Annotated in this window: 28 protein-coding genes; 6 read left to right on the top strand and 22 right to left on the bottom strand. The window is 30.2% G+C overall.

The window, feature by feature from the left end; translation table 11 throughout:
• Positions 1–64 precede the first annotated feature (64 nt).
• The 9 genes from ABDX67_RS09720 to ABDX67_RS09680 all read right to left on the bottom strand — a co-directional run bounded on the left by ABDX67_RS09720 (position 65) and on the right by ABDX67_RS09680 (position 9,590).
• A complete protein-coding gene (locus ABDX67_RS09720; protein WP_347174820.1) occupies positions 65–1,909 on the bottom strand; it encodes a PLP-dependent aminotransferase family protein in 1,845 nt (614 codons plus the stop codon).
• 120 nt (positions 1,910–2,029) lie between these two features.
• Positions 2,030–2,386 (bottom strand): bleomycin resistance protein, encoded by a 357-nt coding sequence (locus tag ABDX67_RS09715; RefSeq protein ID WP_347174819.1) that lies wholly within the window; start codon positions 2,384–2,386, stop codon positions 2,030–2,032.
• Positions 2,387–2,467: 81 nt separating this feature from the next.
• Positions 2,468–3,541, bottom strand: a complete 1,074-nt coding sequence (locus ABDX67_RS09710; RefSeq protein ID WP_347174818.1) for an Asp23/Gls24 family envelope stress response protein — start codon at positions 3,539–3,541, stop codon at positions 2,468–2,470.
• Positions 3,484–4,437: a hypothetical protein gene (locus tag ABDX67_RS09705; protein WP_347174817.1), complete on the bottom strand. Its 954-nt coding sequence runs from the start codon at positions 4,435–4,437 to the stop codon at positions 3,484–3,486. The genes ABDX67_RS09710 and ABDX67_RS09705 overlap by 58 nt, the downstream gene beginning before the upstream one ends.
• Before the next feature lie 160 nt (positions 4,438–4,597).
• On the bottom strand, positions 4,598–6,208 hold the full coding sequence (locus tag ABDX67_RS09700) for a M28 family metallopeptidase (protein ID WP_347174816.1): 1,611 nt from the start codon (positions 6,206–6,208) through the stop codon (positions 4,598–4,600).
• Between the two features lie 255 nt (positions 6,209–6,463).
• A complete protein-coding gene (locus tag ABDX67_RS09695; RefSeq protein ID WP_347174815.1) occupies positions 6,464–7,363 on the bottom strand; it encodes a DUF5777 family beta-barrel protein in 900 nt (299 codons plus the stop codon).
• Positions 7,353–7,898 (bottom strand): YceI family protein, encoded by a 546-nt coding sequence (locus ABDX67_RS09690; RefSeq protein WP_347174814.1) that lies wholly within the window; start codon positions 7,896–7,898, stop codon positions 7,353–7,355. The genes ABDX67_RS09695 and ABDX67_RS09690 overlap by 11 nt, the downstream gene beginning before the upstream one ends.
• Positions 7,891–8,325, bottom strand: coding sequence for an OB-fold protein (locus ABDX67_RS09685; protein WP_347174813.1), 435 nt, complete (start codon positions 8,323–8,325; stop codon positions 7,891–7,893). Before ABDX67_RS09685 ends, ABDX67_RS09690 begins: the two co-directional genes overlap by 8 nt.
• Positions 8,326–8,411: 86 nt before the next feature.
• Positions 8,412–9,590 carry a hypothetical protein gene (locus tag ABDX67_RS09680; RefSeq protein ID WP_347174812.1) on the bottom strand — a complete coding sequence of 393 codons (1,179 nt, stop codon included), beginning with the start codon at positions 9,588–9,590 and terminating at the stop codon, positions 8,412–8,414.
• A gap of 196 nt (positions 9,591–9,786) precedes the next feature.
• On the opposite strand from ABDX67_RS09680, the gene ABDX67_RS09675 reads away from it, so the two are divergent.
• The 5 genes from ABDX67_RS09675 (at position 9,787) to ABDX67_RS09655 (ending at position 13,214) form a co-directional block, all read left to right on the top strand.
• Entirely contained in the window at positions 9,787–10,869 is a 1,083-nt protein-coding gene (locus ABDX67_RS09675; RefSeq protein ID WP_347174811.1) for a LytR/AlgR family response regulator transcription factor, read from the top strand.
• A 151-nt stretch (positions 10,870–11,020) separates the two neighbouring features.
• Positions 11,021–11,368: a c-type cytochrome gene (locus tag ABDX67_RS09670; RefSeq protein ID WP_347174810.1), complete on the top strand. Its 348-nt coding sequence runs from the start codon at positions 11,021–11,023 to the stop codon at positions 11,366–11,368.
• Between the two features lie 4 nt (positions 11,369–11,372).
• Positions 11,373–11,792, top strand: a complete 420-nt coding sequence (locus ABDX67_RS09665) for an OB-fold protein (protein ID WP_347174809.1) — start codon at positions 11,373–11,375, stop codon at positions 11,790–11,792.
• An 11-nt stretch (positions 11,793–11,803) separates the two neighbouring features.
• Positions 11,804–12,349, top strand: coding sequence for a YceI family protein (locus ABDX67_RS09660; RefSeq protein ID WP_347174808.1), 546 nt, complete (start codon positions 11,804–11,806; stop codon positions 12,347–12,349).
• 4 nt (positions 12,350–12,353) lie between these two features.
• Positions 12,354–13,214, top strand: coding sequence for a DUF5777 family beta-barrel protein (locus ABDX67_RS09655; RefSeq protein ID WP_347174807.1), 861 nt, complete (start codon positions 12,354–12,356; stop codon positions 13,212–13,214).
• A 121-nt stretch (positions 13,215–13,335) separates the two neighbouring features.
• Here the strand turns inward: ABDX67_RS09655 and ABDX67_RS09650 are convergent, their stop codons facing one another.
• From ABDX67_RS09650 to ABDX67_RS09600, 11 genes are all read right to left on the bottom strand, one after another.
• Complete coding sequence (locus ABDX67_RS09650; protein WP_347174806.1) at positions 13,336–14,043, bottom strand: DUF4369 domain-containing protein; 708 nt, start codon at positions 14,041–14,043, stop codon at positions 13,336–13,338.
• Positions 14,044–14,086: 43 nt separating this feature from the next.
• On the bottom strand, positions 14,087–15,394 hold the full coding sequence (locus ABDX67_RS09645; protein ID WP_347174805.1) for a DUF819 family protein: 1,308 nt from the start codon (positions 15,392–15,394) through the stop codon (positions 14,087–14,089).
• A gap of 74 nt (positions 15,395–15,468) precedes the next feature.
• Positions 15,469–18,621: a VPS10 domain-containing protein gene (locus ABDX67_RS09640; protein ID WP_347174804.1), complete on the bottom strand. Its 3,153-nt coding sequence runs from the start codon at positions 18,619–18,621 to the stop codon at positions 15,469–15,471.
• A 118-nt stretch (positions 18,622–18,739) separates the two neighbouring features.
• Positions 18,740–19,138 (bottom strand): hypothetical protein, encoded by a 399-nt coding sequence (locus tag ABDX67_RS09635; RefSeq protein WP_347174803.1) that lies wholly within the window; start codon positions 19,136–19,138, stop codon positions 18,740–18,742.
• A gap of 58 nt (positions 19,139–19,196) precedes the next feature.
• Entirely contained in the window at positions 19,197–19,364 is a 168-nt protein-coding gene (locus ABDX67_RS09630) for a type II toxin-antitoxin system antitoxin (RefSeq protein WP_347174802.1), read from the bottom strand.
• A gap of 2 nt (positions 19,365–19,366) precedes the next feature.
• Positions 19,367–20,287 (bottom strand): alpha/beta hydrolase family protein, encoded by a 921-nt coding sequence (locus tag ABDX67_RS09625; RefSeq protein ID WP_347174801.1) that lies wholly within the window; start codon positions 20,285–20,287, stop codon positions 19,367–19,369.
• A complete protein-coding gene (locus ABDX67_RS09620) occupies positions 20,277–20,789 on the bottom strand; it encodes a hypothetical protein (protein ID WP_347174800.1) in 513 nt (170 codons plus the stop codon). The genes ABDX67_RS09625 and ABDX67_RS09620 overlap by 11 nt, the downstream gene beginning before the upstream one ends.
• Positions 20,789–20,947, bottom strand: coding sequence for a DUF4177 domain-containing protein (locus tag ABDX67_RS09615; RefSeq protein ID WP_347174799.1), 159 nt, complete (start codon positions 20,945–20,947; stop codon positions 20,789–20,791). Before ABDX67_RS09615 ends, ABDX67_RS09620 begins: the two co-directional genes overlap by 1 nt.
• On the bottom strand, positions 20,944–21,138 hold the full coding sequence (locus ABDX67_RS09610; protein ID WP_347174798.1) for a glycine zipper domain-containing protein: 195 nt from the start codon (positions 21,136–21,138) through the stop codon (positions 20,944–20,946). The genes ABDX67_RS09615 and ABDX67_RS09610 overlap by 4 nt, the downstream gene beginning before the upstream one ends.
• On the bottom strand, positions 21,131–21,283 hold the full coding sequence (locus ABDX67_RS09605) for a hypothetical protein (RefSeq protein ID WP_347174797.1): 153 nt from the start codon (positions 21,281–21,283) through the stop codon (positions 21,131–21,133). Before ABDX67_RS09605 ends, ABDX67_RS09610 begins: the two co-directional genes overlap by 8 nt.
• 192 nt (positions 21,284–21,475) lie before the next feature.
• Positions 21,476–22,336 (bottom strand): SPFH domain-containing protein, encoded by an 861-nt coding sequence (locus ABDX67_RS09600; RefSeq protein WP_347174796.1) that lies wholly within the window; start codon positions 22,334–22,336, stop codon positions 21,476–21,478.
• A gap of 123 nt (positions 22,337–22,459) precedes the next feature.
• Between ABDX67_RS09600 and ABDX67_RS09595 the strand changes: the two genes are divergently transcribed.
• Complete coding sequence (locus ABDX67_RS09595) at positions 22,460–23,254, top strand: S1/P1 nuclease (protein WP_347174795.1); 795 nt, start codon at positions 22,460–22,462, stop codon at positions 23,252–23,254.
• A gap of 54 nt (positions 23,255–23,308) precedes the next feature.
• Here ABDX67_RS09595 and ABDX67_RS09590 read toward each other — a convergent pair whose 3' ends face one another.
• Complete coding sequence (locus tag ABDX67_RS09590; RefSeq protein WP_347174794.1) at positions 23,309–23,530, bottom strand: LapA family protein; 222 nt, start codon at positions 23,528–23,530, stop codon at positions 23,309–23,311.
• A gap of 35 nt (positions 23,531–23,565) precedes the next feature.
• Positions 23,566–24,594, bottom strand: a complete 1,029-nt coding sequence (gene tsaD, locus ABDX67_RS09585) for a tRNA (adenosine(37)-N6)-threonylcarbamoyltransferase complex transferase subunit TsaD (protein WP_347174793.1) — start codon at positions 24,592–24,594, stop codon at positions 23,566–23,568.
• Between the last annotated feature and the right edge of the window lie 158 nt (positions 24,595–24,752).

Below are 24,752 nucleotides of genomic sequence, written 5' to 3'. Positions count from 1 at the left end.
AAGGTGAAGTGTTAAAATTCTTTTCTAGAAAAAGGATGTTTTTTTCTCTTAAGAAATCTATATTTTAAATAGTTTTTACAAAATCTAAAAAAACTTTTTTATGCAATTCTAAATCCATATTCGGAGAAAGTGCTGTACGGATAATATAATCTTTATCGCCTTCTTTTGTAGTTCCTTGTGTGGAGGTTGCAGGAATCGTCCAATAACAACCTTTTAACTGACCATAACTTACACAATACTTGCTTTCATTCGGAATTTCAGCAATCATTAAATTGATTAATTGAAGATTCAATGCACGTTTATATGCTTCTTTTTCTTCGGCAGATTTCCCTTTTGTTGGAAGATCTAATGAAAAAACTGATGGCGTAAATTCTTGTGCTGCCAATTCTTCTGAAACAAAATTAATTTTTGCAGTTGGTAAAGTTTCTTTGATAAAGTTTACAAATTCTCGTGTATTTTTATACGCATCGCTAATTCGTTGTTTCATTGATGGCATTTGTGCTGCTAAAATTTCATATTGAAGATTGGTAGCTTCATTATCACACAACGTTAAATGGATTTCGATTTTATCTAGCAACGCATTCGTTTTTGTATTTCCGATGACATAACCAGCAGTACATTTTCCGCCACTCGGAAATTTAGATCCGCTTGCATATGAAATAGTTCTTACTGTTGATAGGATTTCTCCTTCTCCTAAGAAATGTACATTCGGACAAAAAGTTTGGTCTAAAATAAAAACGGGATCAACCGCAATGTTTCCATTTGGCGTTTTGCGTTCTTGACTTAAAACATTTTTTAATTGGATTAAATCCGGAACTTCAACTCTTGGATTTGTCGGGATTTCTGCAATAATATAAGGAACAGCATCTTCACTAGCGATTTTAGTTAAAACCGCATCAATACTTTGTACCATGTCGTTATCGCCATCAACGGGTAAATCCACCACTTCTACATTTTCTAAACAAGCAGCAACGCGTCTTGCTTGATCGTTTGTGCCACCGTAACAATTTGGCGGAACAATAAATTTAATCGCTTTTCCTTTGTGATTTTCTATGGCATCATCAATTAATCCCATCATAATTGCATATTGAACAGACAATCCGCTTGAGCCAACCAATGCTTTTGTGTTAGAACCTGTGATGCTTTTAATTAAATCTGTAACACGTTTTTTGTTTGTTGTAACATCGCTGTTTTGAATAGCAATTGCAGTATTTTCTGTCAACGATTTTAAAGCGATCAAAGAATTTGCTGGCGTCATCGCAATGGTTTCTCTTCTTCGTACATGTTGAATTTCTGAAATGTAATTCTTGTTTTCTTCACCATTTACCAATAAAACACTTCCCAATCCGTTGTATAAATTGATATAAAAATCAACGTTTTTAGAAAGTATTGTTGTAGAAATTTGATTTTGTTCAGAAATAAAAATAACGCTTCCATCAAAAGCAGTAATGTCAGCTTCATTTTCAACTTTCTTCAATTCAAATTGATAACCGTACACACTTTTTATAATATCAGCATTAAAAGTTGCTGGTAGTTTGTCTGTATAAACAATCTGTGTTTTTTTATTTTCTAATAAGTTTTTTCTTAGAATTGCCAAAACAGGAACCGTTTGTGAAGAAAAACTAATCACACTTTCTGCTGTTAACTGATGCAAATTAGCAATTGTCCATTCTAACACACAAGATAATGGATGTCCTAATCGAATATAATCGTAGGCAGTTGGTAATTTACGCAATGCAGAAGACGTAGCATTATTGTTATTAAACAAAGTTTCAAACTGATCTAAAAACTGTGTTTTTGCCAGTTTTTCATCATAAATATCTAGTTGATGTGTTGTTAGGTTTAGCCAATCTGTTGGCATATTTTTTAAAACATCTTTTAAATAATTGATCCTTGTAGTGTCTTCCATAATCCTGTCTTAATTTAGGAAGGCAATTTACGTTAAATCTTAGTGCTTTAAAAGTGATGCAAGATGTTTTATGCGCGTAAAAAGGAATTTATTTGAGACCTTTGATGTTAGGCTTTATTTTTAAATAGCTTCTCCAAATGTTAACAGATTTTTATCTGGATCTAGGATTGAAAATTCTTTTTGTCCCCAAGGTTTTGTTTCTAGCAAACCGTTTGGGTGAATCCTCGTTTTATGATCTAATAAAGTTTGATAAAAATCCTTAATATTGTCTGTTCTAATATACACTTGACCATAATTTTCTTTTGGATTCAATTCCTTAAATTCAAAAAAGTGTAATTGAATGTGGTCTTTTTCTAGCATTAAATAATAGTCATAATCTGTTGTGCCAAATTCTTTAAAACCCAATTGTTGGATGTAAAAATCTCTCGTCACTTTTTTGTTACGCATCGGTAATTTTGGATTGATGGATGTTAGCATGATTTTTTAAATATTTAATTATATACGGCTTAAGAAGAAAAGAGTTGTTTTTTTAGCTTTGTTCTTTGTTGGCAACAGTATTTATTTTAGTTTAATTGTTTTTCTTTTATTGTTAATATTAGAATTATTAAAATATCTGTCATAAACTAGTTTAAAACCAAAAACATTTAAAATTGCAGCTAAAGACCATATTATGAATGAAATGATAAAATTTGATTTGAAATCGGTTATATATTTAGTCGCTGCTTCCAAATTCCAAGAGTTGAAATACATTATCACTAAAAAAATGATACTTATTAATACATAAATTCCGAACAAGATTAGTAAACTTTTTCTTTGCCAATTTTTCATTCTAGAATCAATTAATCTTTCTTGCAATTCAAGATTGGTTGATTCAAGTTTCTCAATTTTTTGTTGTTTTAATTCATCAGTTACTTCTATTTTTTTTCTACTTTTTTGGAATTCCTCTGATTTTTTTGAGAATTCTTTAAGCACATTTTCAAGTCGTTTACTACGATGTTCTTCAATCTTTTTTTGTTTATTAGCTTCTTCTTCAAGTCGTTTTACAAATTCTTCTTTTTTAGTTGACGCTAACTGATTTAGTTCCTTAATATCTTTAAGTTGTTTGTTAGTAATTCTAGTTGAAATTCTGACTATATCTGAATCACTTAAACTTTCACTTGCGTATTTATGAATGTTATCATCTAATTCTCTTAGAATTTTAGATTTAGGTAAATCTTTATTTAATGTTATGGCAATGGAAGATGTTAATCCTATGTCAGCAAGGTCATCCGAATCCATTTTTAATTTTGTTTGTGGATTACTTAGCCACAAGATATTTAGTAAATCATCCGCTTTTATTATTTCAGGTTGAAACTCGTATTGATTTTCTAAGTTCGAACTTTCTCTTGAAGTAACATTATTAACAAACCAACAATTTACTTTATCGAATTGTTTAATTTTTTTCTTCCTAACCTTTTTAACATATGTTACTGCTGTTGCATCGTGAAGTGCAGATACTGAACTGTGTCTATATTCTTTTAACTTTTGATACTCCTTTGAGTATTTAGCTTCTTTTTTAATCTTTTCATCATTGATTATGGAAATTCCAAATTTTGATATTTCAATTTCCAAGTTGTCTGAAATACGTTCCAAATCATTTTTTTTAAACCACGTCTGTCACAAGCATTGTAAATATCTTCTGGATATACTTTCCTTTGTAAAAAGGAAGAATCAAAATATTTAGCTTTTTGGTTAAGAAGATGTTTTGTTTCCTCGATAGTATCTTTTAAAACTCTAATTTTGAAATTTTGATTCTTAGAAATTTCAATCAATGTTTTGCAGGTATGTGTTGATTCTGGTGTATTTAAGTTTAATAATCCAACTATGAAATTGGTATCAAATAAAAGTTCAACCTCAATTTTAGTTTCACTTGGATTATATTGGATAAATCCTGATATTATTGACCCAATATAAATCTCTTTTATTTGATTATAAACGGTAGGTATTTTTCTAAAAAAGTTTATAAACTGTGCCTCAGCTGTGTAATCTTCTCCATTTAAATCTGTTTCAATCGAAAAGTATTTTGACAAAGAAAATTTATTTTTTTCTATGAATTTAAAAATTGAGCTGCTATCTTCTATTTCAAAATCAGATGTCTCACAGAATTTTTGGAAGAGTTCTTCAATATCATTTATCGCTGTTTCTTTTTCAGCGATTGTTTCCTCATAGTCTAAAAAGGTGTATTTTGTTATGCTAAACGAATTATCTTTATAGAGTTCAAAAGATATTTTGTCCGTAGTGTTTACATCACTAGCAATTTGTTTTAATATATTATTTAAGACAGGAATTGGGATGTTGATATTATAGTTTTGGTCAAATTCCTTTTTGATTTCCATTGTGCTTTTTCCACTATAGATACCTTTATTATTTAACAATGAGATTACACGTTGGACAAGAGGTTTAAATATATCTAACGGACCTTTTATTAATGTTCCTTTATTCCTTATGTGTGCTAATAGGCTATAAGTTATAGCTCTCTCTTTATTCATATTTTATTTCTAATTTGGTCGTTTGTTTATATTGTTGCCAACTCGTTCTATGTGTATGTTTTGTAATATTACCCCCGTTTAATTAATGAGAAACAACAAGTTATACCTTTGGTTTACAATTTTTAATAAAGATACTAAAAATTGTAAACCAATTTAGTTATTATTCTCTAGCTGCTTTAAACTCGCTGCCATCGTACCATTTCGGAAAATAATCTTCGTTTGCTAATTTGCTTCCTACATTAAAAAAGAGCTGTAAATCTAATTGTACGCCGCTTAATTCTGTGGTTGCATTGTATTCATCAGAAGGTTGGTGGTATTTATTTTTGCCATAAGAATCGTTGTAGGCTTTTATTTCTTCAATACTTTTATCAAATCCTTCATAAGAACCACTTGCGTACAAAGCAGGAATTCCGATTTTCGCAAAATTAAAATGATCTGATCTAAAGAAATAGCCTTTCTCTGCAACAGGATCTGGAATGATATATCTGTTTTGTTGCAACGCAGCTTCTTCAGCATATTCGTCCATTTCAGATTGTCCAAAACCAGTAATCGTTAAATCTTTCATTTTTCCTGGACTGTCTAGCGCATCAATATTAATATTTGCCACCGTTTTCTTCGGATCAAAAATTGGATACGCCGCATAATACGCAGAACCCAACAAACCTTGTTCTTCTGCTGTAACCGCTAAAAACACAATAGAACGTTTTGGTGCTTTTCCTTTTTTAAAGGCTTCTGCAATGGCTAATAAACCTGCCGTTCCAGACGCGTTATCAACAGCACCGTTGTAAATAGAATCTCCGTCAATCGGTTTTCCAATTCCAAAATGATCCCAATGCGCAGAGTAAATAATATATTCATCTTTTCTGTCGGTTCCCGGAATCATGGCAACCACATTTTTAGAAATGTCTTTTTTAATGTTGTTTTTAATATCAACCGAAACATTTACTGCTAACGGAACGGGTTTAAAACCTTTTTCTCTCGCCATTGTTTTGTAATCTTTCCCTTTCATGGTCGATATAGCAAACATTTTTGCTGCGCTTTCTCCACTAATCCAAGATTCTACATTCAACTGCGGAGCATCACTTTCTATGGTTAATCTTGAGCCGCTCCAACCAGCTTCTACAACATTCCAACCATAAGATGCAGGTTCTGTATCATGAATAATAATTACTCCAGCTGCGCCTTGTCTTGCTGCTTCTTCGTATTTGTACGTCCAACGACCATAATAGGTCATTTCGTTTCCTTTAAATAAGGTTGAATCTCCAGATTTAAAACCTGGATCATTTACTAAAACCACAGCAGTTTTTCCTTTCCAATCGATGCCTTCGTAATCATTCCAACCATATTCTGGAGCAACAATTCCGTATCCTGCAAAAACAAGTTCAGAATTTTTAAGACTTACATTTCCTTCAACTCTATTAGTTGTTGCTACAAAATCTTTCAACACTTTTAAATTGAATTTTCCTTTTTTGCCAGCAATTACCATATTTTCTGATGGCGTTCCCGTAATTTCTACCAACGGAACATCTTGATAAAAACTATCGCCATTTCCTGGTAAAAGTCCTAGTTTTTTAAACTCATCTTTTAAATAATTTACAGTAATTTCTTCTCCTTTTGTAAAAGGTTTTCTTCCTAAAAAATCATCGGAAGCCAAACGTTCAATATGTTTTCCAAGCGTTGTTTTACTTACTTCAACAGTTTCTGTTGTGCTTGTATCGCAACTTGTAAATACGATAATTACTGCTGCTAAAAAATTTAAATAATTTTTCATAAAATGAGATGTTATTAATTTAATATCAAATAGATATTTTGAACAAGTTAATTGTTTTTATTTAGAATTAGAAAAAAATTAGTTGTTACTAATTTCTTTTTCAATTTCTTTTTTTTGGGCAGTACGCTCACTTTTCCAGAAAAAGCGTTTTCCTATTTTCCGTAAGTGTTTATGGAATTCTCCAAAACTAGTAAGTTGTCCCTTTTGTTTGTGTGCCATTTAACAAGAAAGCTTGTAATCAAAATTATAAAGCGATTACTTTAATTTATTTTTACGTGTGTGTAATACAAATGTAGCATTAAACCCAAAATGAAAATTTGGGTCGTTAAAATTAAAATTATTTGTGGTTTGTGTAATAAATGTGTCTTCAGCAAAATTTCTTGCATTTGTAACATGAAACTGTAATTGTAAATAACTCAATTCCCAATTTACGCCAACAGTAAAAGTATTGAATGTATTTATAGATTTTAATGGATTTGTAACATGATAATATTCAGAAACAAAAGAAGCATGACCACCAATTTTATACCTTCCGCTAAAACCAATTGAAAATTGATTGTTAGGGTTGTTGTTTAAATTGTTTGCTGCTCTATGAATAAATGTTGGAGCAATTTGTAAAGAAAAGTTAGAATTAAATTTTCTGGCTATTAAAAGCTGACTTGTAAAGGCATATTTATCAGAAGAATTCCCTCCGTATAAAGCATTGTTTGTACTTGTTCTATGAGACATTCCTTGAAAAATAGTAATGCTAATAGGTGTTTTTTTAGCTCCTTTTTGTTGCCTGATTAATCGGTGTTTTATATAGCTGTCAGAGATTTTATCAAAATTTGTATATCCAAAACCTACTGTAAAATTATCTGAAAAAGCATATTCTAAACCAAAACGGGTGCTTATTTTATCTGCTAAAAAACGTTGCCCTTGAAAGTTAGGAATGTTCCAATATCTGTTATAGAAAGAAATTTCTAAAGCACCTTTTTTACGTGTTTCTATAGAATGACCTAATGCAATTCTTGTCGTTTTAAAAGTTGCAATCTCAAAAATTGGTTTGTCTGGAAATTCTTTATTTAATTTGTCTAATAAATCTTGTCCGTTTATGGAAGATGAACATACCAAAAAAATTAAAGTTATTAATTGAAATATTGTTTTATTCTTCATAAGGTTGGTATTGAAATCTAAATTTGACAGAGATGTTTTTGGCAATATTACTAGATAAAATAGGCGGAATTTTAATGTCAAAATCTTTTACTAAAACGTTAAAACTTCCAAATATTATATAGTTTTTATCTAAGTTCTCTATTGTTGATTTAATGTCTATTTCTTTTGTAATTCCGTGTATTGTAAGTTTACCACGAACAATTCTAGTTTGTGTTTTTTCTAAAGGATTAAAGTCAATTATTTTGCCTTCAAAAACGGCTTTTGGATGTAAGTCAGATTCTATATAACTTTCGTTAAAGTGCTCATACATTAAATCTTTTTTAAAGATAAATGCACGCATTAACATACTTATTGCAATTTCTTTTTTCTCTATATCAAGTATGCTTAAAACCTGATTATTTTTGGCTTCAATATTCTCAACAGACGTATAAGAAAAGAAAGAAATTTGCCCTTGCCTGGCAATAAATTGATTCTGATTAGCATTAAAATCAGCTAAAAAAGTGAGAAAAAATATGAATGGAATTAATTTATTCATCCTTTTGTTTGGTAATTAATAAACAGTTTAAAAGAATAACATCTTTTAAAAAACCTTTGCAGATTCCTTTAATTATAACTGTTTGATTTTTGGTTAGTGCTTTTATTTCTTCAGTTTGGTTTTTATTGAAATCACAAATAATACCTGAGTTTTCATTGCCAAATAAAATAACTGTGTTTGTATTGTTAAGAAAAGAAATTTCTTTAACTTTTCCTTTTATTTCAATTATTTTACCAGCAAATTTTTTATTAGTGAGCGTTTCTTCAGTAATAAAATCAGAAACTAAATCCTCTGAATTTATTTTATAAGAAGTTGTAGCAGAAACAATGTTGATTGTTGCTTCTTTTGAAACTCTGAAATATAAATACATACTAATAATCAACAAAATGCTGATTAAAATTAGTAAGAATATATTTCTTTTTGCCATGGTCTTAATTTAGATTATCTATAAAAATCTAAAAGTAAAATCGGTATTAATACCGATTTTACTCAAAGATAACTCAATTTACAAAACTAATCAACTATTGTGATTTCGCCAGTCATTACTCCATGAAATTCACAATTATAAAATAATTTATTTGGGGCATTTGCTGGAACTGTAAATGTGATAGTACCAGAAGCGGTTCCATTATCTGTTACACCATCATTATACATATCTGATGTACCAGTTCCTTGTACAGATTTTATTAGAAATGGATGTCCTGGTGTGTTTACTTTAAATGTATATGTTTTTCCTCTTTTTAAAGTGAAGTTTGGATTGCTTGCATTTGTTAAAACATCATTATTAAATACATAAGCAGTTCCACCAGTATTAGTTACATTATAGTTTTTTGTAATTACAGGTTTCCCATCGTTAATTCCAATGTTTCCTTGCGCAACAATTGTGCTAATTTCTGCAGCACTTTTATGCACATTAATATATCCATCTAAGTTTTTAATTTCTGAATATGGTAAATCTGTATTATCAGCAAGTTTTGTAATTTGTGTTTTGCTTTTTCCTGTTGCGCCATCAACATTATTTAAAGGTAAAATAATTCCACCACCAGTTCCAGCAGCTCCAGAATGAATGTGAACTGGATATGAACCAGCTGGTTTTGGGTTGTTTAAAATAATTACAGCTAAAGTTGATCCATTTACTCGTTCATAAAATTTGGCAACACCATCAATTCCTGCAACATCTTTTGTTGCTAAAGGGTATTCTTTTAGTTTTCCAGTTAATTCATTTTGTCCAATATCACCTTGAGCTACTATTGTTGCAGCTTGTGATGCACTTAAATGAATGTTTATGTATCCATTATATTCTAACAACTCATTATATGTAATTGAAGAGCCGTCATCTTTAGTTTTAATATTGATAGTACTTTTTCCGGTTGCTCCATCAACTGGTGCTAATGTGATTTTAACTTCTCCACCTTCTACAGCTGTATTCAAATGTATGTGTGCTGGATGTGTATTACCGGTAGTTGTGTTTTGTAAGTCTAATTTTATTCCTGTAGAGCTGTCTTCATATTCTAAAAAGGTTGCAGTTCCAGAGATGTTTGTGTTGGTTAAAGCGGCTAAATTATACACTTTAGATCTTCCTGTTAATTGTGGTTCTAATGTTTCTTCAACATTATTAGAAGAGCAACTTACTATTAAAGCTGATGATAAAATTAGAACATAAATTGAAATTTGATTTTTAAAATTTTTCATTTTTTTTAGTTTTATATTAATGTTGGGGCAAATCAAACAAAACATTGAACTGCAAACTAAAAAAGTTATCTGAAAGGTAATTTTTGGCTTTAAAAAGGAAAAATAGCGGTTGAATAAATTGCAATTTTTGTAATTTTATAAAGAAGCGTAAAATATTATTCTATTTTTGCTTTGATAATCTTCCAAGATTTTAAAAATGAAAAAGGACAAATTATATTTTTTAACTTTCTTATCTATTGCAGTTATTTTTTTATTGATAGCTTCTATTGCATCACAATATTTTATAAAAACAAGTGCAAATCAATTGATCGAAGTCCAAGTAGAATCTAGTAAAAGAGAAGCAAATGAAATTGCTAAACTTGTAGGTTTTCAGCTTTTATCAGGAATAAAAAAAGAAAAAATTATAGAAAATATTCAAAAAACAATAGAAGGTTCTAATTCAGATAGTTGGTTTATTAGTGTTTTTAATTGGGGTGGAAAAGAAGTTTGTCATCCAGATAAAACAAAAGTTGGTCAACAAGTTAATTCTAATGAAGCATTGTTGTCATCTTTAAAAGTGAAAAATAATTCTGATGACTTATATGAAATATTAGTTAATAGAAAAGAAAATACATCAGAAATAATTTATATATCTCCAGTTAAAAATTCAGATTTAATCGTTGCAGCTAATGTAAATATAGTTAGTATTACAGCTCAAATGAGTGCATTAAAAACAAACTTTTACTTAATCTTCTTAATTATGGGAGTTGTAGTAATTGTACTTTCCTTTTTTGCAGTTAGAATTATTGGAAGCGCTTATGAAAAACAATTAGAGTTAAAGAATTCTACTTTAGCATCTGAGGTAATAAATTTATCTAAATTAAATACAGATTTAGTTTCATATAAAGAAAAAGTGGTTGAAATTTCTAATGAGAATAAAACAGAAGAGGCGCTTGATAAAGAGCGTCAAAGAATTCTTACATATATTAGAAATGAATTAGTTTCTATTCCAATTGGAGATATTGCATTTGTGTATACAGAAAACACAATTACATATGTGGTAACTTTTGAAGGAAAAAAATCTACAACAAATATAAGCTTAGATGATATGTACACAAATTTAGATGCAACATTGTTTTTTAGAGCAAACAGACAATTTATTATTAGTATTACAGCAATAGATAAAATTATAAAATACGGAAATAGTCAACTTAAAATTTTATTGCAATCTAAAACTTCTGAAGAAATAATAATTAGTAAAAACAAAGCTGCAGAATTTAAACAGTGGCTAAATATGTAAACCTAATTGCTAAATTTCAGCAGTATCAATATACTATTTAACGCTTTTTTTTCCTTTTTAACCATTCATATTTCCCTTTCATAAAACTTAATTCTTTCTAAAGCCTTAGTTGGTAGTTACTTTGTCGTAATAATTATAAAACCAACTAAATATGAAAACCAATTTTAAAATTAGAAAAGAGTTATTAATACTTCTTCTAAGTATTTTCTTTTTCTCATGTACAAATCACATAGAAGAAATGACAGAACCAGATGATCCTGGTAATGGTGAAACTTTTTCTTTTACAACAGATGTAAAACCAATTATTGATGCAAACTGTATTCAATGTCATAACGGGAGTCAATTTCCAGATTTAAGAAGTTTTAGTACTATTAGTGCAAATAAAACAAGTGTAAAAAGTGCAGTTTCTAGCAGAAGAATGCCGCTTGGCGGTTCTCTAACGAATGCAGAAATTAATGTAATTGTAAGTTGGATTGATAGTGGAGCTTTAAATAATTAAGATTATGAAAAGGAAAAAAATACTATCAGCAATTTTAATTTTAGGAATTATTGGCGCTTTTGTCGCTTATAAAATCTACAATAAACCACATGTAAATGTTGCCAATTCTAAAGCAGACATTTCTTTAAGCGCAAATAAAATTTTAAAAGATTTTTCGTCGGATGAAAACGATGCAAATACAAAATATTTAGAAAAAATTATTGAAGTAAAAGGAGAAATAGCATCATTAAAAACTGAAAAAGGTTTAGGAATCATTTCTTTAAAAACAAATGATGATTTTGGAAGTGTACTTTGTCATTTATCAGAAGAATCAACAAAAAAAATGCACAATTTTAAAGAAGGACAAACAATTTCTGTTAAAGGAATTTGTACAGGATATTTAATGGATGTTATTCTTGTGAAATCTGAAATATTAACCAACTAAAATTTAATACAATGAAACTAATTTATACAATGCTTGCCTGTTTTTTATTTATAAATATAGCAAACGGACAAGAACGTTTTTTAACTAAAAATGGTACTGTAACTTTTTTCTCTTCTGCAGCAATGGAAGATATAAAAGCAGATAACAACCAAGTGCTAAGCATAATTGATACTAGTAATGGAAAAATGGCAATTTCAATTTTAATGAAATCATTTATGTTTAAAAAAGCATTAATGCAAGAGCATTTTAATGAAAATTATGTGGAGTCAGATAAATATCCAAAGGCAATTTTTAAAGGAGATATTTTAAATTTTGATTCTATAAATGTGTCTGATACAAAAGCGGAAGTAAAAGGAGTCATTACCATTCATGGAATTTCTAAAGAAATAACTATTCCAGCAAGTTTTACAAAAACTTCAGAATCAATTTTAGTAAAAGGAGAATTCTATTTAAAAGTGGCAGATTTTAATATTGAAATTCCGGCTGTAGTTGTAAAGAATATCGCCAAAAAAATTAAAGTAAGTTTTGAGTTTAACCATACACCGTATAAAAAATAGTATTATGAGAAAAATTTCACTAACCATTTTTTTAATGATTTTAAGTTTGCAGGTTTCTGCACAAGACTTACTAGATGTTTTAGATTTAGAAACACCAAAATCAAATAATGTAGTAACATCAACTTTTAAAGGAACCAGAATTATAAACGGCCATTCTATTGAAAACAGAAAAAACAAAGAATTAGAATTTATTATTTCTCATAGGTTCGGAGCAATTAATTTAGGTTTTGATGAGCTGTTTGGTTTAGATCAATCAAATATTAGATTTGCTTTAGAATATGGCTTAAATGATAATTTAACTGCGGGTTTTGGAAGAAGTAGTTTTGAGAAAACATATGATGTTTTCCTTAAATATAGTTTATTAAAACAAAAAAAAGGAGAAAAATCATTTCCTTTTGCAGTGTCGCTTTTTGGAAGTGTAGCAGCAAAAACAATAAAAGATTACGATCCAGCAGATAAAAGAACCTTTAAAGAAAGCTTATTTTATGTTGGTCAGGTTTTAATTGCAAGAAAAGTAAGTCCTTCTTTTTCTTTTCAAATTACACCAACTTATGTGCATAGAAATAGTGTAAAAGTTGAAGCAGATCCACACGATATTTTTGCAGTTGGTTTAGGTACAAGAATAAAACTAAGTAAAAGAGTTTCTTTTAATAGCGAATATTTTTATGCTTTAGATCATTTATCATCTTTAAAAACCACAAATTCAATGGCTTTTGGAGTTGACATTGAAACTGGCGGACATGTGTTTCAGTTAATTCTATCAAACGCAATAACCATGATAGAAAAAAGCTTTATTACAGAAACTACGGGTAACTTTTTTAAAGGAGATATTCACTTAGGATTTAATATCTCAAGAACTTTTTAGTTTGGTTAACTTAAGAAAGTAGTGTCATTGTATTTTTAATCCCCTATAAAAAATACAATGAGCTGCTTTTTTTTATTGCAGTAAAACGAGTAATAATAAACGAATTAAATTTAGAAAGATTCTATTCTTTTATTTCTGATTTTTTTATGTCAGCAACAAATTTTTCTAATTTTTTACCGTAAATAGAATTTTTAACTTCATCGGATAACGATTTGTTAATGGTGTCTAACCATTTTACATTTGCGTTTACCAATTCTGTTAACGCTAAATACGGAGCAACATGATTGTCTTTGTTATTCAATGCAAAGTTAACAGTAACCATATAACGTCTTCTTAACAGCGTTTCATATTCTTTGGTAATAATAGCTACAGAATCTTTATTGTTTGATCTTTGTGCGTAAAATTTACGTTGAATTAAATCTAAGTTTTGATCGTTAAAACGTCTAGATATTTTTGTGTAATTATTTAAAATATCTTGGTTTTTAGAACCTGTAATCACAGGATTTAAACCAAATTTAGAAACATCGTCTGTAATATTAATGGTGCCTTTATCAGCAAAAAAAGTAATGTATTTGTTGGTTGTATTTCCATCAAAAGTTAGGTAATACATTTCTGGTTCTTCAACATTTGCGGTTAATGTAAAGTGATCACTTCCTAACACCGAAACCGAATCTATTGTTTTTAAAATAGTGTCCTTTTCTATTTTTTGTAAATACAAAGTTCCTTTTTTTAATCCTTTTATTTGACCGTTTACAATCATGTTTCCTTCTTTCTTAGAAGAACAAGAAGCAATTAGTATTGCGAAACCTAAAACAAGTATTTTTTTCATTATAAAGTATAATTTTTTGCGTTTGCAAATATGCGTATTTCTATTAAACTTTTGACGCTAATTCTAGTAAAATTGTAGCAAGAATTGCACCAACGGTTCCGATTGCATACCCAAATACTGCTAATAAAACTCCGACAGTTGCTAATGATGGATGAAATGCTTGCGCCACAATAGGAGCAGAGGCAGCACCACCAACGTTTGCTTGACTACCAACCGCTAAAAAGAAATACGGAGCTCTGATTAGTTTTGCAACTAAAATCAATAATCCTGCATGAATTGACATCCAAACTGCTCCAATAGCAATTAATCCTAGATTGTCAAAAATCATCATTAAATCCATTTTCATTCCAATAGTTGCAACCAACACATAAATAAAAACGCTTCCTAATTTTGATGCGCCAGCACCTTCGTAATTTCTCGCTTTTGTGTACGATAAAATAAGCGCTACGATTGTAGAAATACTTATCAACCAGAAAAATTGAGAATCTAAAAAGGTAAACATATTTTTAACGGTTTGAGATTCTATTCCGGCAACTAAATTTCCAAAAAACTGACTTAAATATTTAGAAGCAAAATGTCCAAAACCAACCGTTCCAAAAGCAATTGCAAGCATAATCATTAAATCTGTTAACGTAGGATTTCTTTTTACTTTCTGGGTAAATGAAGTAACTTTGTTTTTTAAATCTTCAATGGCAGATGTATCTGCTTTTAACCATTTGTCTATTTTATCTTTTTTACCAATTCCGATTAATAAAATTGCCATCCAAATATTTGCGATTACAATATCAACAAACACCATTCCGCCATATTTCTGTGGATTGTATTGGTAAATTTCTAACATGGCTGTTTGATTTGCGCCACCGCCAATCCAACTTCCAGCTAATGTAGAAAGTCCTCTCCAAACAGCATCAAAATCTGCTCCACCAACAGTTTCTGGCGAGAAAACAGAAATTAATAAAATAGCAATTGGTCCACCAATAATAATTCCTACAGTTCCTGTAAAAAACATAATTAATGCTTTAGAACCTAAATTAAAAATGGCTTTTAAATCGATGCTTAAGGTCATTAAAACCAACGCTGCTGGTAATAAAAATCGACTAGAAACATAATACAAACTCGAGCTTTGTTTCACGGTTTCTCCAAGGTTGTTTGTGGTTTCCCATTCAGGTGCAATAATTCCAAGTGTTGTAAATATTGCTGGCACAAAATACGCCATAAATAAACCCGGAACAATCTTGTAGAATTTGTGCCAAAAACCAGATGTTTTTGATTCTGTATAAAATACAAATCCTAAAGAAAGCATTAAGAGTCCGAAAACAATTGCGTCATTTGTAAAAATTGGTGCTGTCATTATAAAATATTTTTGGCTAAAGTATTAAAATTATAGGCACAAAAAAAACGAAGCGGTAAAGCTTCGTTTTTAGTTTAGTTTGCAGAAAAACTTTTGGTTTCTTTAAACGGCGAAATCTGAATGGATTCCACTTCGGTTTTATACTTTGTCCAATCAGAACTAAAAAACGTATTTGTTTTATCTAATGCATTCTTCAATTCGTCTTTAAAGTGATTAATCAATTCAGTTTCTGTTTTGGTGATTTTCCCAAAACGCGCACCTAAATATCTTCTTGCGGCTCCGTATCTTTGATTTACAGTAATCTCAGGATTTCTAGTAATTCCTTGTCTTCTATCAATCGTTCCAAGATACATGCTAATTAATGTGTCAATTTTATTAGTAATTTCTTTGGATGATTTTATTTGAGCAGCATATTTTTTCTTATCCGTTTTCGATAATTTTTCAGAAATCTCTTTTACAGTATTTTTGCTTTCTACTAATTGTTTCACAACCTCTGCAATGGTTTTACTATTTGCCTCTAATTGTTTGCTCATTTCATAGCGAGTAGATAAGTCTGTTTTAGAATAAGTTAATCTAGGATCAAATTCAACTTTAATTGTTTGCTCAGAAACTTGGTTTCCAAAACTCATTTTTAGTTTGTATGTTCCTGGTTTTACTCTAATTCCGCTTGGTTCTCTAGTTGATGTTCTTAAAGATCTTGATGCTCTTGCAACTCCTTTTTCATCTAAGAACCAATACATTTTATGTACACCGTTTTCTTTTGGAGTTTTTTGTTTTAGAGTTCTAATTAAACGCGTTCCATCAAAAATTTCTAATTTAATTTCATCCCATTTTACCTTGCTTTTTTTATCAGCTTCTGGTTTGTTGATGTAAAAAGAAATTGGTGCGCCACGTCTTCTGTTTTCTCCTTGATACAAAGCATCTGCACCAAATCTGCTTCCTGTTGGTTGTATAAAACTTGCTTGATATGCAATTGGTGGTTCAAACATTTCTAATTTCGTGGCAAAACTTTTACTACTTTTTGCCAACGCTCTTAAAGGTTTGATATCATCTAAAACCCAAGCAGCTCTACCAAAAGTTCCGATTACTAAATCGTGCTCTCTTGGATGAATAACCAAATCTTTTACAGGAACTGTTGGAAAACCATTCGTCCATTTTGTCCATTTATCTCCAGCATTTAAAGAAATGTACAATCCGTCATCAGTTCCTAAGAACAGTAAATTCGGATTTTCAAGATCTTCAACAATACTTAAGGTATAACTTTGTACATCGTTTTCATCAACAATGCGTGTCCAAGTTCTTCCATAATTTTTAGTTCTATATGCATAAGGCGTATAATTAAAACGACGGTAATCATTGGCAATTAATAAAGCTTCTCCTTTGTTTTTGTTTGATGCTTTTATTTGTGCAATCCAACTTCCTTTTGGCAATCCTTTTAAGTTTTTTGATACATCTTGCCAAGTTGCGCCGCCATTTCTGGTAACGTGAACTCTTCCGTCATCAGAACCAACCCAAAGCATGTCTTTTTCTAAAGGCGATGGCTCAATTACTAAAATTGTTGTATGGTTTTCTGCACCAGTTGCATCCATGCTTAAACCACCACTTTCAGATTGTTTTTGTTTGTTTGGATCGTTTGTTGTTAAATCTGGAGAAATCACATTCCAGGTAGTTCCTTTGTCTGTACTTTTATGTACAAATTGACTTCCAAAATAAACGGTAGCATTGTCAAAAGGATCTTGACCAATAGCACTGTTCCAGTTAAAACGTAATTTTACATTTGGATCTGGATGCGTTGGTTGTATAGAATAACTATAACCTGTTTTTTGATCGTATCTAGAAACAGCACCTTGTTGGCTCATTGCGTATCCGTAACGAGAATCTTCTTTATCTGGAACCACATCAAAACCGTCACCAAATGCTAATTCTTGCCAGTATGAATTTCTAATTCCTTGTGCTTTCCAAACATATGCTGGACCGCCCCAAGATCCGTTATCTTGCATTCCGCCATACACATTATACGGAAAATCATTATCTACATTAATATGATAAAACTGCGCCACAGGAAGATTACCTATAAAACGCCAAGATTTTCCTTTGTCTTTTGTAATGTTTAATCCACCATCATTTCCATCAATCATAAAGTTTCCATTTTCTGGATGAATCCACCAAGCATGATGATCTGGATGTATTCCGTTATTTACACCATAAGCTGGCATTAACTGACTGAAGCTTTTTCCACCATCATCAGAAACATTCACGTAAGTAAAAATAGAATACAATCTATTTTCGTTTTGTGGATCTACATAAATTTCTGAATAATAAAAAGGACGTGTTCCAATTTCTGATTTTTCATTTATTTTTCTCCATTTAAATCCGCCATCAATACTTTTATAAAGCGCATTCTTTTTAGACTCTACCAATGCGTAAATTGTATTTGGATTGCTTCTAGAAATAGCAACTCCAATTCTTCCTAATTCTCCTTTTGGGAAACCTTCTTTGTCAGTCACTTTTTTCCAAGAATCTCCTCCATCATGTGTAATGTACATACCACTTCCTTCTCCACCAGATTTAAAAAACCAAGGCTCGCGTTTGTGTTCCCACATGGCAGCAATTAATTTATTTGGATTTGATGGATCCATTACCAAATCTGCAGCTCCAGTTTTATTATTATTGAATAAAATTTGTTTCCAAGATTTTCCTCCATCCGTAGTTTTATAAACGCCACGTTCCGGATGTTCTCCCCAAGGCGAACCGATTGCTGCGGCATACACGATATCTGGATTTGTTGGATCTACAATAACACGATGAATATGACGTGTTTTTTCTAATCCCATTGCTTTCCAAGTTTTTCCGGCATCTAAAGATTTATAAATTCCGAATCCACCATTTAAACTATTTCTAGGATTTCCTTCTCCAGTTCCAACCCAAATTACACTTGGATTAGATTGTTGAATGGCAACCGCACCAATAGAAGCCGTTAATTCATTATCGAAAATTGGTTCCCATTTCACTCCAGCAGAAGTAGATTTCCATAAACCACCAGAAGCAGTTCCGGCATACATAATATTTGTGTCAGATTGTACAACATCAATGGCTGTAACACGTCCACTCATTCCACCAGGACCAATATTTCTTGGTTTCATGTTTTTTACAAGATCCATTGAGAACTCTTGAGAAAACATCAAAGTAGTTGTAAGTAGAAAAAGTAATGAGAGTAATTTTTTCATGGTATTTAGGTTAGTTGTTTTTTATTTTAAGAGCAACAAGATACGAAACAAAAAAAAACTCAAAAATTTTTGAGTGTTTTTTAACAAAAATGTAAGGAATGTTATTCTTAGGGTTGTATTATTCTATAAAATAATTGATGTCAACCTGAATAAATCTGTTTTTTGTAATTAGAAAAATTTTATCATATTTTTTTTCTAAATATTGATAAAAATCAAATTCATCATATTTGTTTATTTGATAAAAAGCATTTGCTTTTTTTAATACTTCTATAATGTTAAATATTTTTATTGGTTTTAAATTGTATATTATTTTTTCTTCAGAAAAATAAAACCAATCTTCTGGATGATGATTTCTGTCTTGTATAAGACTATAATATTGAAAACCTTTAGATTTATGAAATTCTGTAATTTCTAGGTATTTTTTATCTAATTTAATAAATAAAGAATCTTTTTTCTGTTCTTGAGAGAATGAGTTGAAATTTAAAGAAAGTAAAAAGCATAGAATTAAATTTCTCATAATTAGTATTTATTACCTTCAATGCTAAAATCATTCCAAAAAAGAAAAGCGAAGAATGTTATTCTTCGCTTTTCTTTTTTGGTTCTCTTTTGGCTTCTTTTAAACTTTGCATGAGCATCCATTCAATCTGTCCGTTGGTAGATCGAAACTCATCCGAAGCCCATTTTTCAATAGCTTTCATCATATCTTCATTTATCCGCAGTGCGAATGCTTTCTTTTTTGCCATGGTTACTTTTTTATAAATGCAACAACAGTTGTAATTAATTTTTTTGATAATGAATAATCTGCTGAATAGTACGATTTCATATTATCTGCATCTTTTTCGATGTTTTTTAAAACGTGATTCATGTTTTCTATAATCACTAATTTTGATGATGGTTTTGCGTTGTGTAAGGCATTTGCATCTTCAACCTTTACTTGTAAATCTTTTGTCCCGTTGATAATTAAAACCGGAATTGTTAGTTTTTTAATTTCTATAATAGGATTATAACTTGCCCAAGATTTAAAAAAAGGAAGATTAGGTTTTGAGAAAATAGAAATTAATAAAGGATTTACTTCTTTAACGTTTCCTGTTTCCTTTAATTCTTTAAAATGTGCTGCAGCTGCTTCGCCTAAAAGTGCATTTTGTGCAGTAATTTGTTTTACCATTGTTTGATCTATCGATGCTCCTGGACCAGCTAGAGAAACATATTTGGTTGCGTTTTTGGAAGTCAACATTGCTATTAAAGAACCTTGACTGTGACCAACTACTATAATTTCTGTAAAACGTTTATCATCTTTAAAATGTGCGATTATTTTTTCTACATCACTTATGAAATCTTCAAATACAATTCCTTTTAAAAACTTAAAGTTCTTTGGGTTTGATGTTCTTTTGTCGAAACTAAAAAAAGCAATATTTTCTTTGTTGATTTCGTCTCTAAATTGTTTGATGTAATTTGCTTTTACAATTGCACCTTGATTTCCGTTTCTGTCTACATTTCCAGAACCGTGAACCCAAATTACCAACGGAGTTTTTGTATTTGAATATGTTAAAGTTCCTGGTAACTCGATGGAATCATTTTTTATCAAAATTTCTTCTGATGTAATTTTTGACTGTCCGTTAGTAACAGCGAAAATCAATAAAAAGATATATAAAAATTTAGTTTTCATCTGTTTGTATTTTATCTTCGTATGTTTTTAAAACGGAATTTACTTCATCTATAAGCTGTGTACCAATTAAAATTTTCTTTCCGTTTTTTAATTGGAGTTGTAAACCCAAATCTCCAGAAACACTATAAGCAATTCCTTTCTTTTTTCTTGAAAGAAAGCTGGTTTTTAATCCCCAGCCACCATACTCTGTGATGGCAAAATATTTTCTAGTATTTGCCATTTTTATTTCTGACCAAGTAATTGTTTTTGCTTTAAAATGAAACGGAAAAAATTGATAATGAATTCCTTTTTCATCGATTCTTGTTTTTAATTTAAAGAAGAATATTGGTAGTATGCATAATGGTATTAGGATAATAGAAAAGAGAAATTCATTCATGCTCATTGTTGAGTTTTCTTTAGAAAATTCTTTAATGATGATGAATAAAGGAACGAGCATACTAATTGTTATTAAAACAATCAACCAGCTTTGTGTAAAACGCTGTTCTTCTTTAAAAATTCTCATTATCTATTTTTATCTCTTTCTAAAACAATGCGTGTGTTTTGTTCTCCAATATGAATTACTTGCCAACCGCTTCTAGCATGTTCATTTAAGGTGTCTTCTAATCTTTCTTCATTTTTGGTTAAACCCATTTTCCATTTTACTACTTTATATTCTTTCATAATTGTTTGTCTTTACATTCTTTCTTTTCTCCAAAATTAATAAACGCTAATGCGGTTCCAATTGCTGTTCCAACTCCAGATCCAATAGAAATTCCGATAGCAATATTGTCAAACACAACTCCAAAGGTTGTCCCTATACTTGTACCTAAAGCTGTTCCAATAGCAATTGCTAAAATTTGTTTTTCACTCATTGTTTTTCTTACTTTGTTTGTCTAACATCAGGCCAATAACCAATCCTACACCAGCTCCCATTGGTAAACCTAAACCTGTGCTGTTAAAAATGATTCCGATTCCGGCTCCAAATATCATTCCGATAAAAGCGTTTTTGTTATTCATTCTATTTACTTGTTAAAAGTAAAACACCAAAACTAATTAGTGCTATAAAAATAGCGAATAGTATAAAAAGTATTTTTTTGTTTTTAATTTGAAACCTTAACATACGCTTGCTTTTATTTAAATATATAGATGAGTAGTACCGAGATAAAACTTATAAAAATGGCTGTTAATTTTAAAGCAATTATAATCATCTTAATGATTTAAAGTTCCGGTATTTAAAACAGGAGAAGCATCTTTATCTCCACATAAAATAACCATTAAATTACTTACCATTGCTGCTTTACGTTCGTCGTCTAAATCAACAATATTCTTTTTGCCTAATTCTTCTAAAGCCATTTCTACCATACTTACCGCACCTTCAACAATCTTATGACGCGCAGCAACAATTGCCGTAGCTTGTTGCCTTTTTAACATGGCGTTTGCAATTTCTTGTGCATATGCTAAATAACCAATTCTTGCTTCTAGAACTTCAATTCCTGCAATAGACAAACGTTCTTCAACTTCTTTTTCTAAAGCTTCACTTACTTCATTTACGCTAGATCGTAAAGTAATATCTTCTTCTGTTCCTTCGTCTGCAAAATTATCGTACGGATACATGCTTGCTAATTTTCTAACAGCAGCATCAGTTTGTACTCTTACAAAATTCTCGTAATTATCAACATCAAAAGCAGCTTTATGAGTATCTGTTACTCTCCAAACTAAAATGGTGCTTATCATAATTGGATTACCCAATTTGTCGTTTACTTTTAAGCGTTCGCTATCAAAGTTACTTGCTCTTAAAGAAATGGTTCTTTTTTTGTACAACGGATTTGCCCAATACAAACCGTTTGTTTTTACGGTTCCGATATATTTACCAAAAAGTAAAATTACTTTTGATGAATTTGGATTGACTAAAATAAATCCAAATGTACAAATGAAAGCAACTACAGTTACTAAAATCCAAATAGGATTTTCTTGTTTAATTGCCATTACAATTCCTCCAATAAATAGTACTAATACTAATGCAAACATTACATATCCGTTTGCTGGTTTTATGCTTTTTTCGTTACTCATGATATATGTATTTTATTATGATATTAAATTGATATCATAAAGATATATGTTTTTTTTTGATATTTCCAAACTTATCAGGTATTATTTTTATAAATTAGCCAAACGAAATTTTAAAACATAAAAATGAAAACAAAGATTTTATACATACTAGCATTTGTATTTATTAGCAATTTTTCTTTTGCGTCTGATGGTGAAAAAGAAATAATTTGGGGAAATACAGGTCATAGAGCAGTTGGCGAAATTGCAACAAAACATTTATCAAAAAGAGTACAGAAAAAAATTAAAGAATTGTTAAACGGACAAAGTTTAGCAATGATTTCTACTTTTGCCGATGATATTAAATCTGATAATGCATATAGAAAATATTCAACTTGGCATTATGTAAATTTAAATGATGATGAAACATATCAAACATCAACTAAAAATCCAAAAGGAGATTTAGTAATGGGAATTGAAAAATGTAAGCAAGTTTTGTTGGATGATAATGCGTCTAAAGAAGACAAGGTTTTTCATTTAAAAATGTTGGTGCATTTAATTGGTGATTTACATCAACCAATGCATGTTGGTAGAGTTACTGATAGAGGAGGAAACGATTTTCAAGTAAATTGGTTTAACAGAGGAACAAATATGCACAGAGTTTGGGACAGCCAAATGATTGATAGTTTTAATATGACCTATACAGAATTGGCATCAAATACTGCAGTTTTAAGTAAAGCGCAGATAAAAGAATTACAAAAAGGTACTGTTGTAGATTGGGTAAACGAATCTAAAGGATTGGCTCAAATGATTTACGGTTCTGCAAAATCAGGAGAAAAATTAAGCTACCGTTATATGTACGATCATTTTCTAACAGTAAGAACTCAGTTGCAAAAAGGCGGAATTAGATTAGCAAAAGTGCTAACAGAAATTTTAGGATAAAAAGCAATTTATAAAATTAAAACGCGAGTTAATTTAAGAATTAGCTCGCTTTTTTTATGCTTCTAATTTTGTACCTGTTGTTGAGGTTGTCTTTCTTTTCATAGAAACCAAAATGCCAACCAAAACACCAAAAGAAAAACTTCCCAAAATGATTAGTATCCGAGAAACAGAAATTTTCCAAAAGAGAAAATCTACATCTGTAATTTCTGAATTTTGTAAAGAAAAAATAACAATTAGCAGTATAAAAAATAGTGAAACAATCGTTTTAGTTTTCATCATGTATCTTTTTAGATGTTTTAAAGATACTTAAATTATTCGGTAACTTTTAATCTTGCTTGTGCGGTAATTCCGATTTCAGAATACGTGTTGTTTAAATATTTTAGATATCCAGTTATGGCAATCATAGCAGCATTGTCTGTGGTGTATTCAAACTTCGGAATGTAGGTTGTCCATCCAAAATGCTTTTCTGCCAAAAGCAATCTTTTTCTAATTTCTGAATTAGCAGAAACGCCTCCAGCAATTGCAATATGTTTGATGCCAGTTTGCTTAACCGCATTTTTTAATTTTTCCATTAAAATTTCAATAATTGTATATTGAATAGAAGCGCAAATATCTACCAAATTTTCTTCGATAAAATTCGGATTTTCTTTTACTTTTTTCTGAATAAAATATAAAATAGCAGTTTTTAATCCGCTAAAACTAAAATCTAAATCGCCCACTTTTGGTTTTGTAAATTGAAAAGCTTTCGGATTTCCTTCTTGCGCATATTTATCAATTAACGGTCCGCCAGGATATGGCAATCCTAAAATTTTAGCAGATTTGTCAAAAGCTTCTCCAACAGCATCATCAATAGTTTCACCAAGAATTTCCATTTCAAAATGATTGGTCACTTTTACAATTTGTGTATGTCCGCCACTAATCGTTAAACAAATAAAAGGAAAAGGCGGAATTTTAGCGTTTTCTTCTACAATAAAGTGCGCTAAAATATGTGCTTGCATATGATTTACATCAATCAAAGGAATTTGTAAACCTAACGCCAACGATTTTGCAAATGAAGTGCCAACTAATAAAGAGCCCATTAATCCTGGTCCGCGCGTAAATGCAATAGCAGATAGTTGATTTGTATCAATATTTGCTTGTTCTAAAGCTTGCTGTACAACAGGCACAATGTTTTGTTGATGTGCTCTCGAAGCCAATTCCGGAACAACTCCGCCATATTTAGCGTGTATTTCTTGATTTGCAATAACATTACTCAATACTTTTCCGTTGTAAATTACAGAGGCGCTTGTGTCGTCGCAAGAAGATTCTATTCCTAAAATATAAATCGATTTTTGGTTCAAAAGGTTAAAAGGTTTAAATTGTGTTGCAAAAATATTGATTCAAATTCAATAGTTACCAAAATTTCAACTTTCTTTGCAATAAATGGCAATATTTTTGATTAGAATTCACTGATTATTCCACTTTTAGAAAAAAATTGATTATTAAAAACAAGATTAAA

Source organism: Polaribacter uvawellassae, assembly GCF_039748955.1.
GTDB lineage: Bacteria > Bacteroidota > Bacteroidia > Flavobacteriales > Flavobacteriaceae > Polaribacter > Polaribacter uvawellassae.
This window is presented reverse-complemented; position numbering and strand designations above follow the sequence as displayed.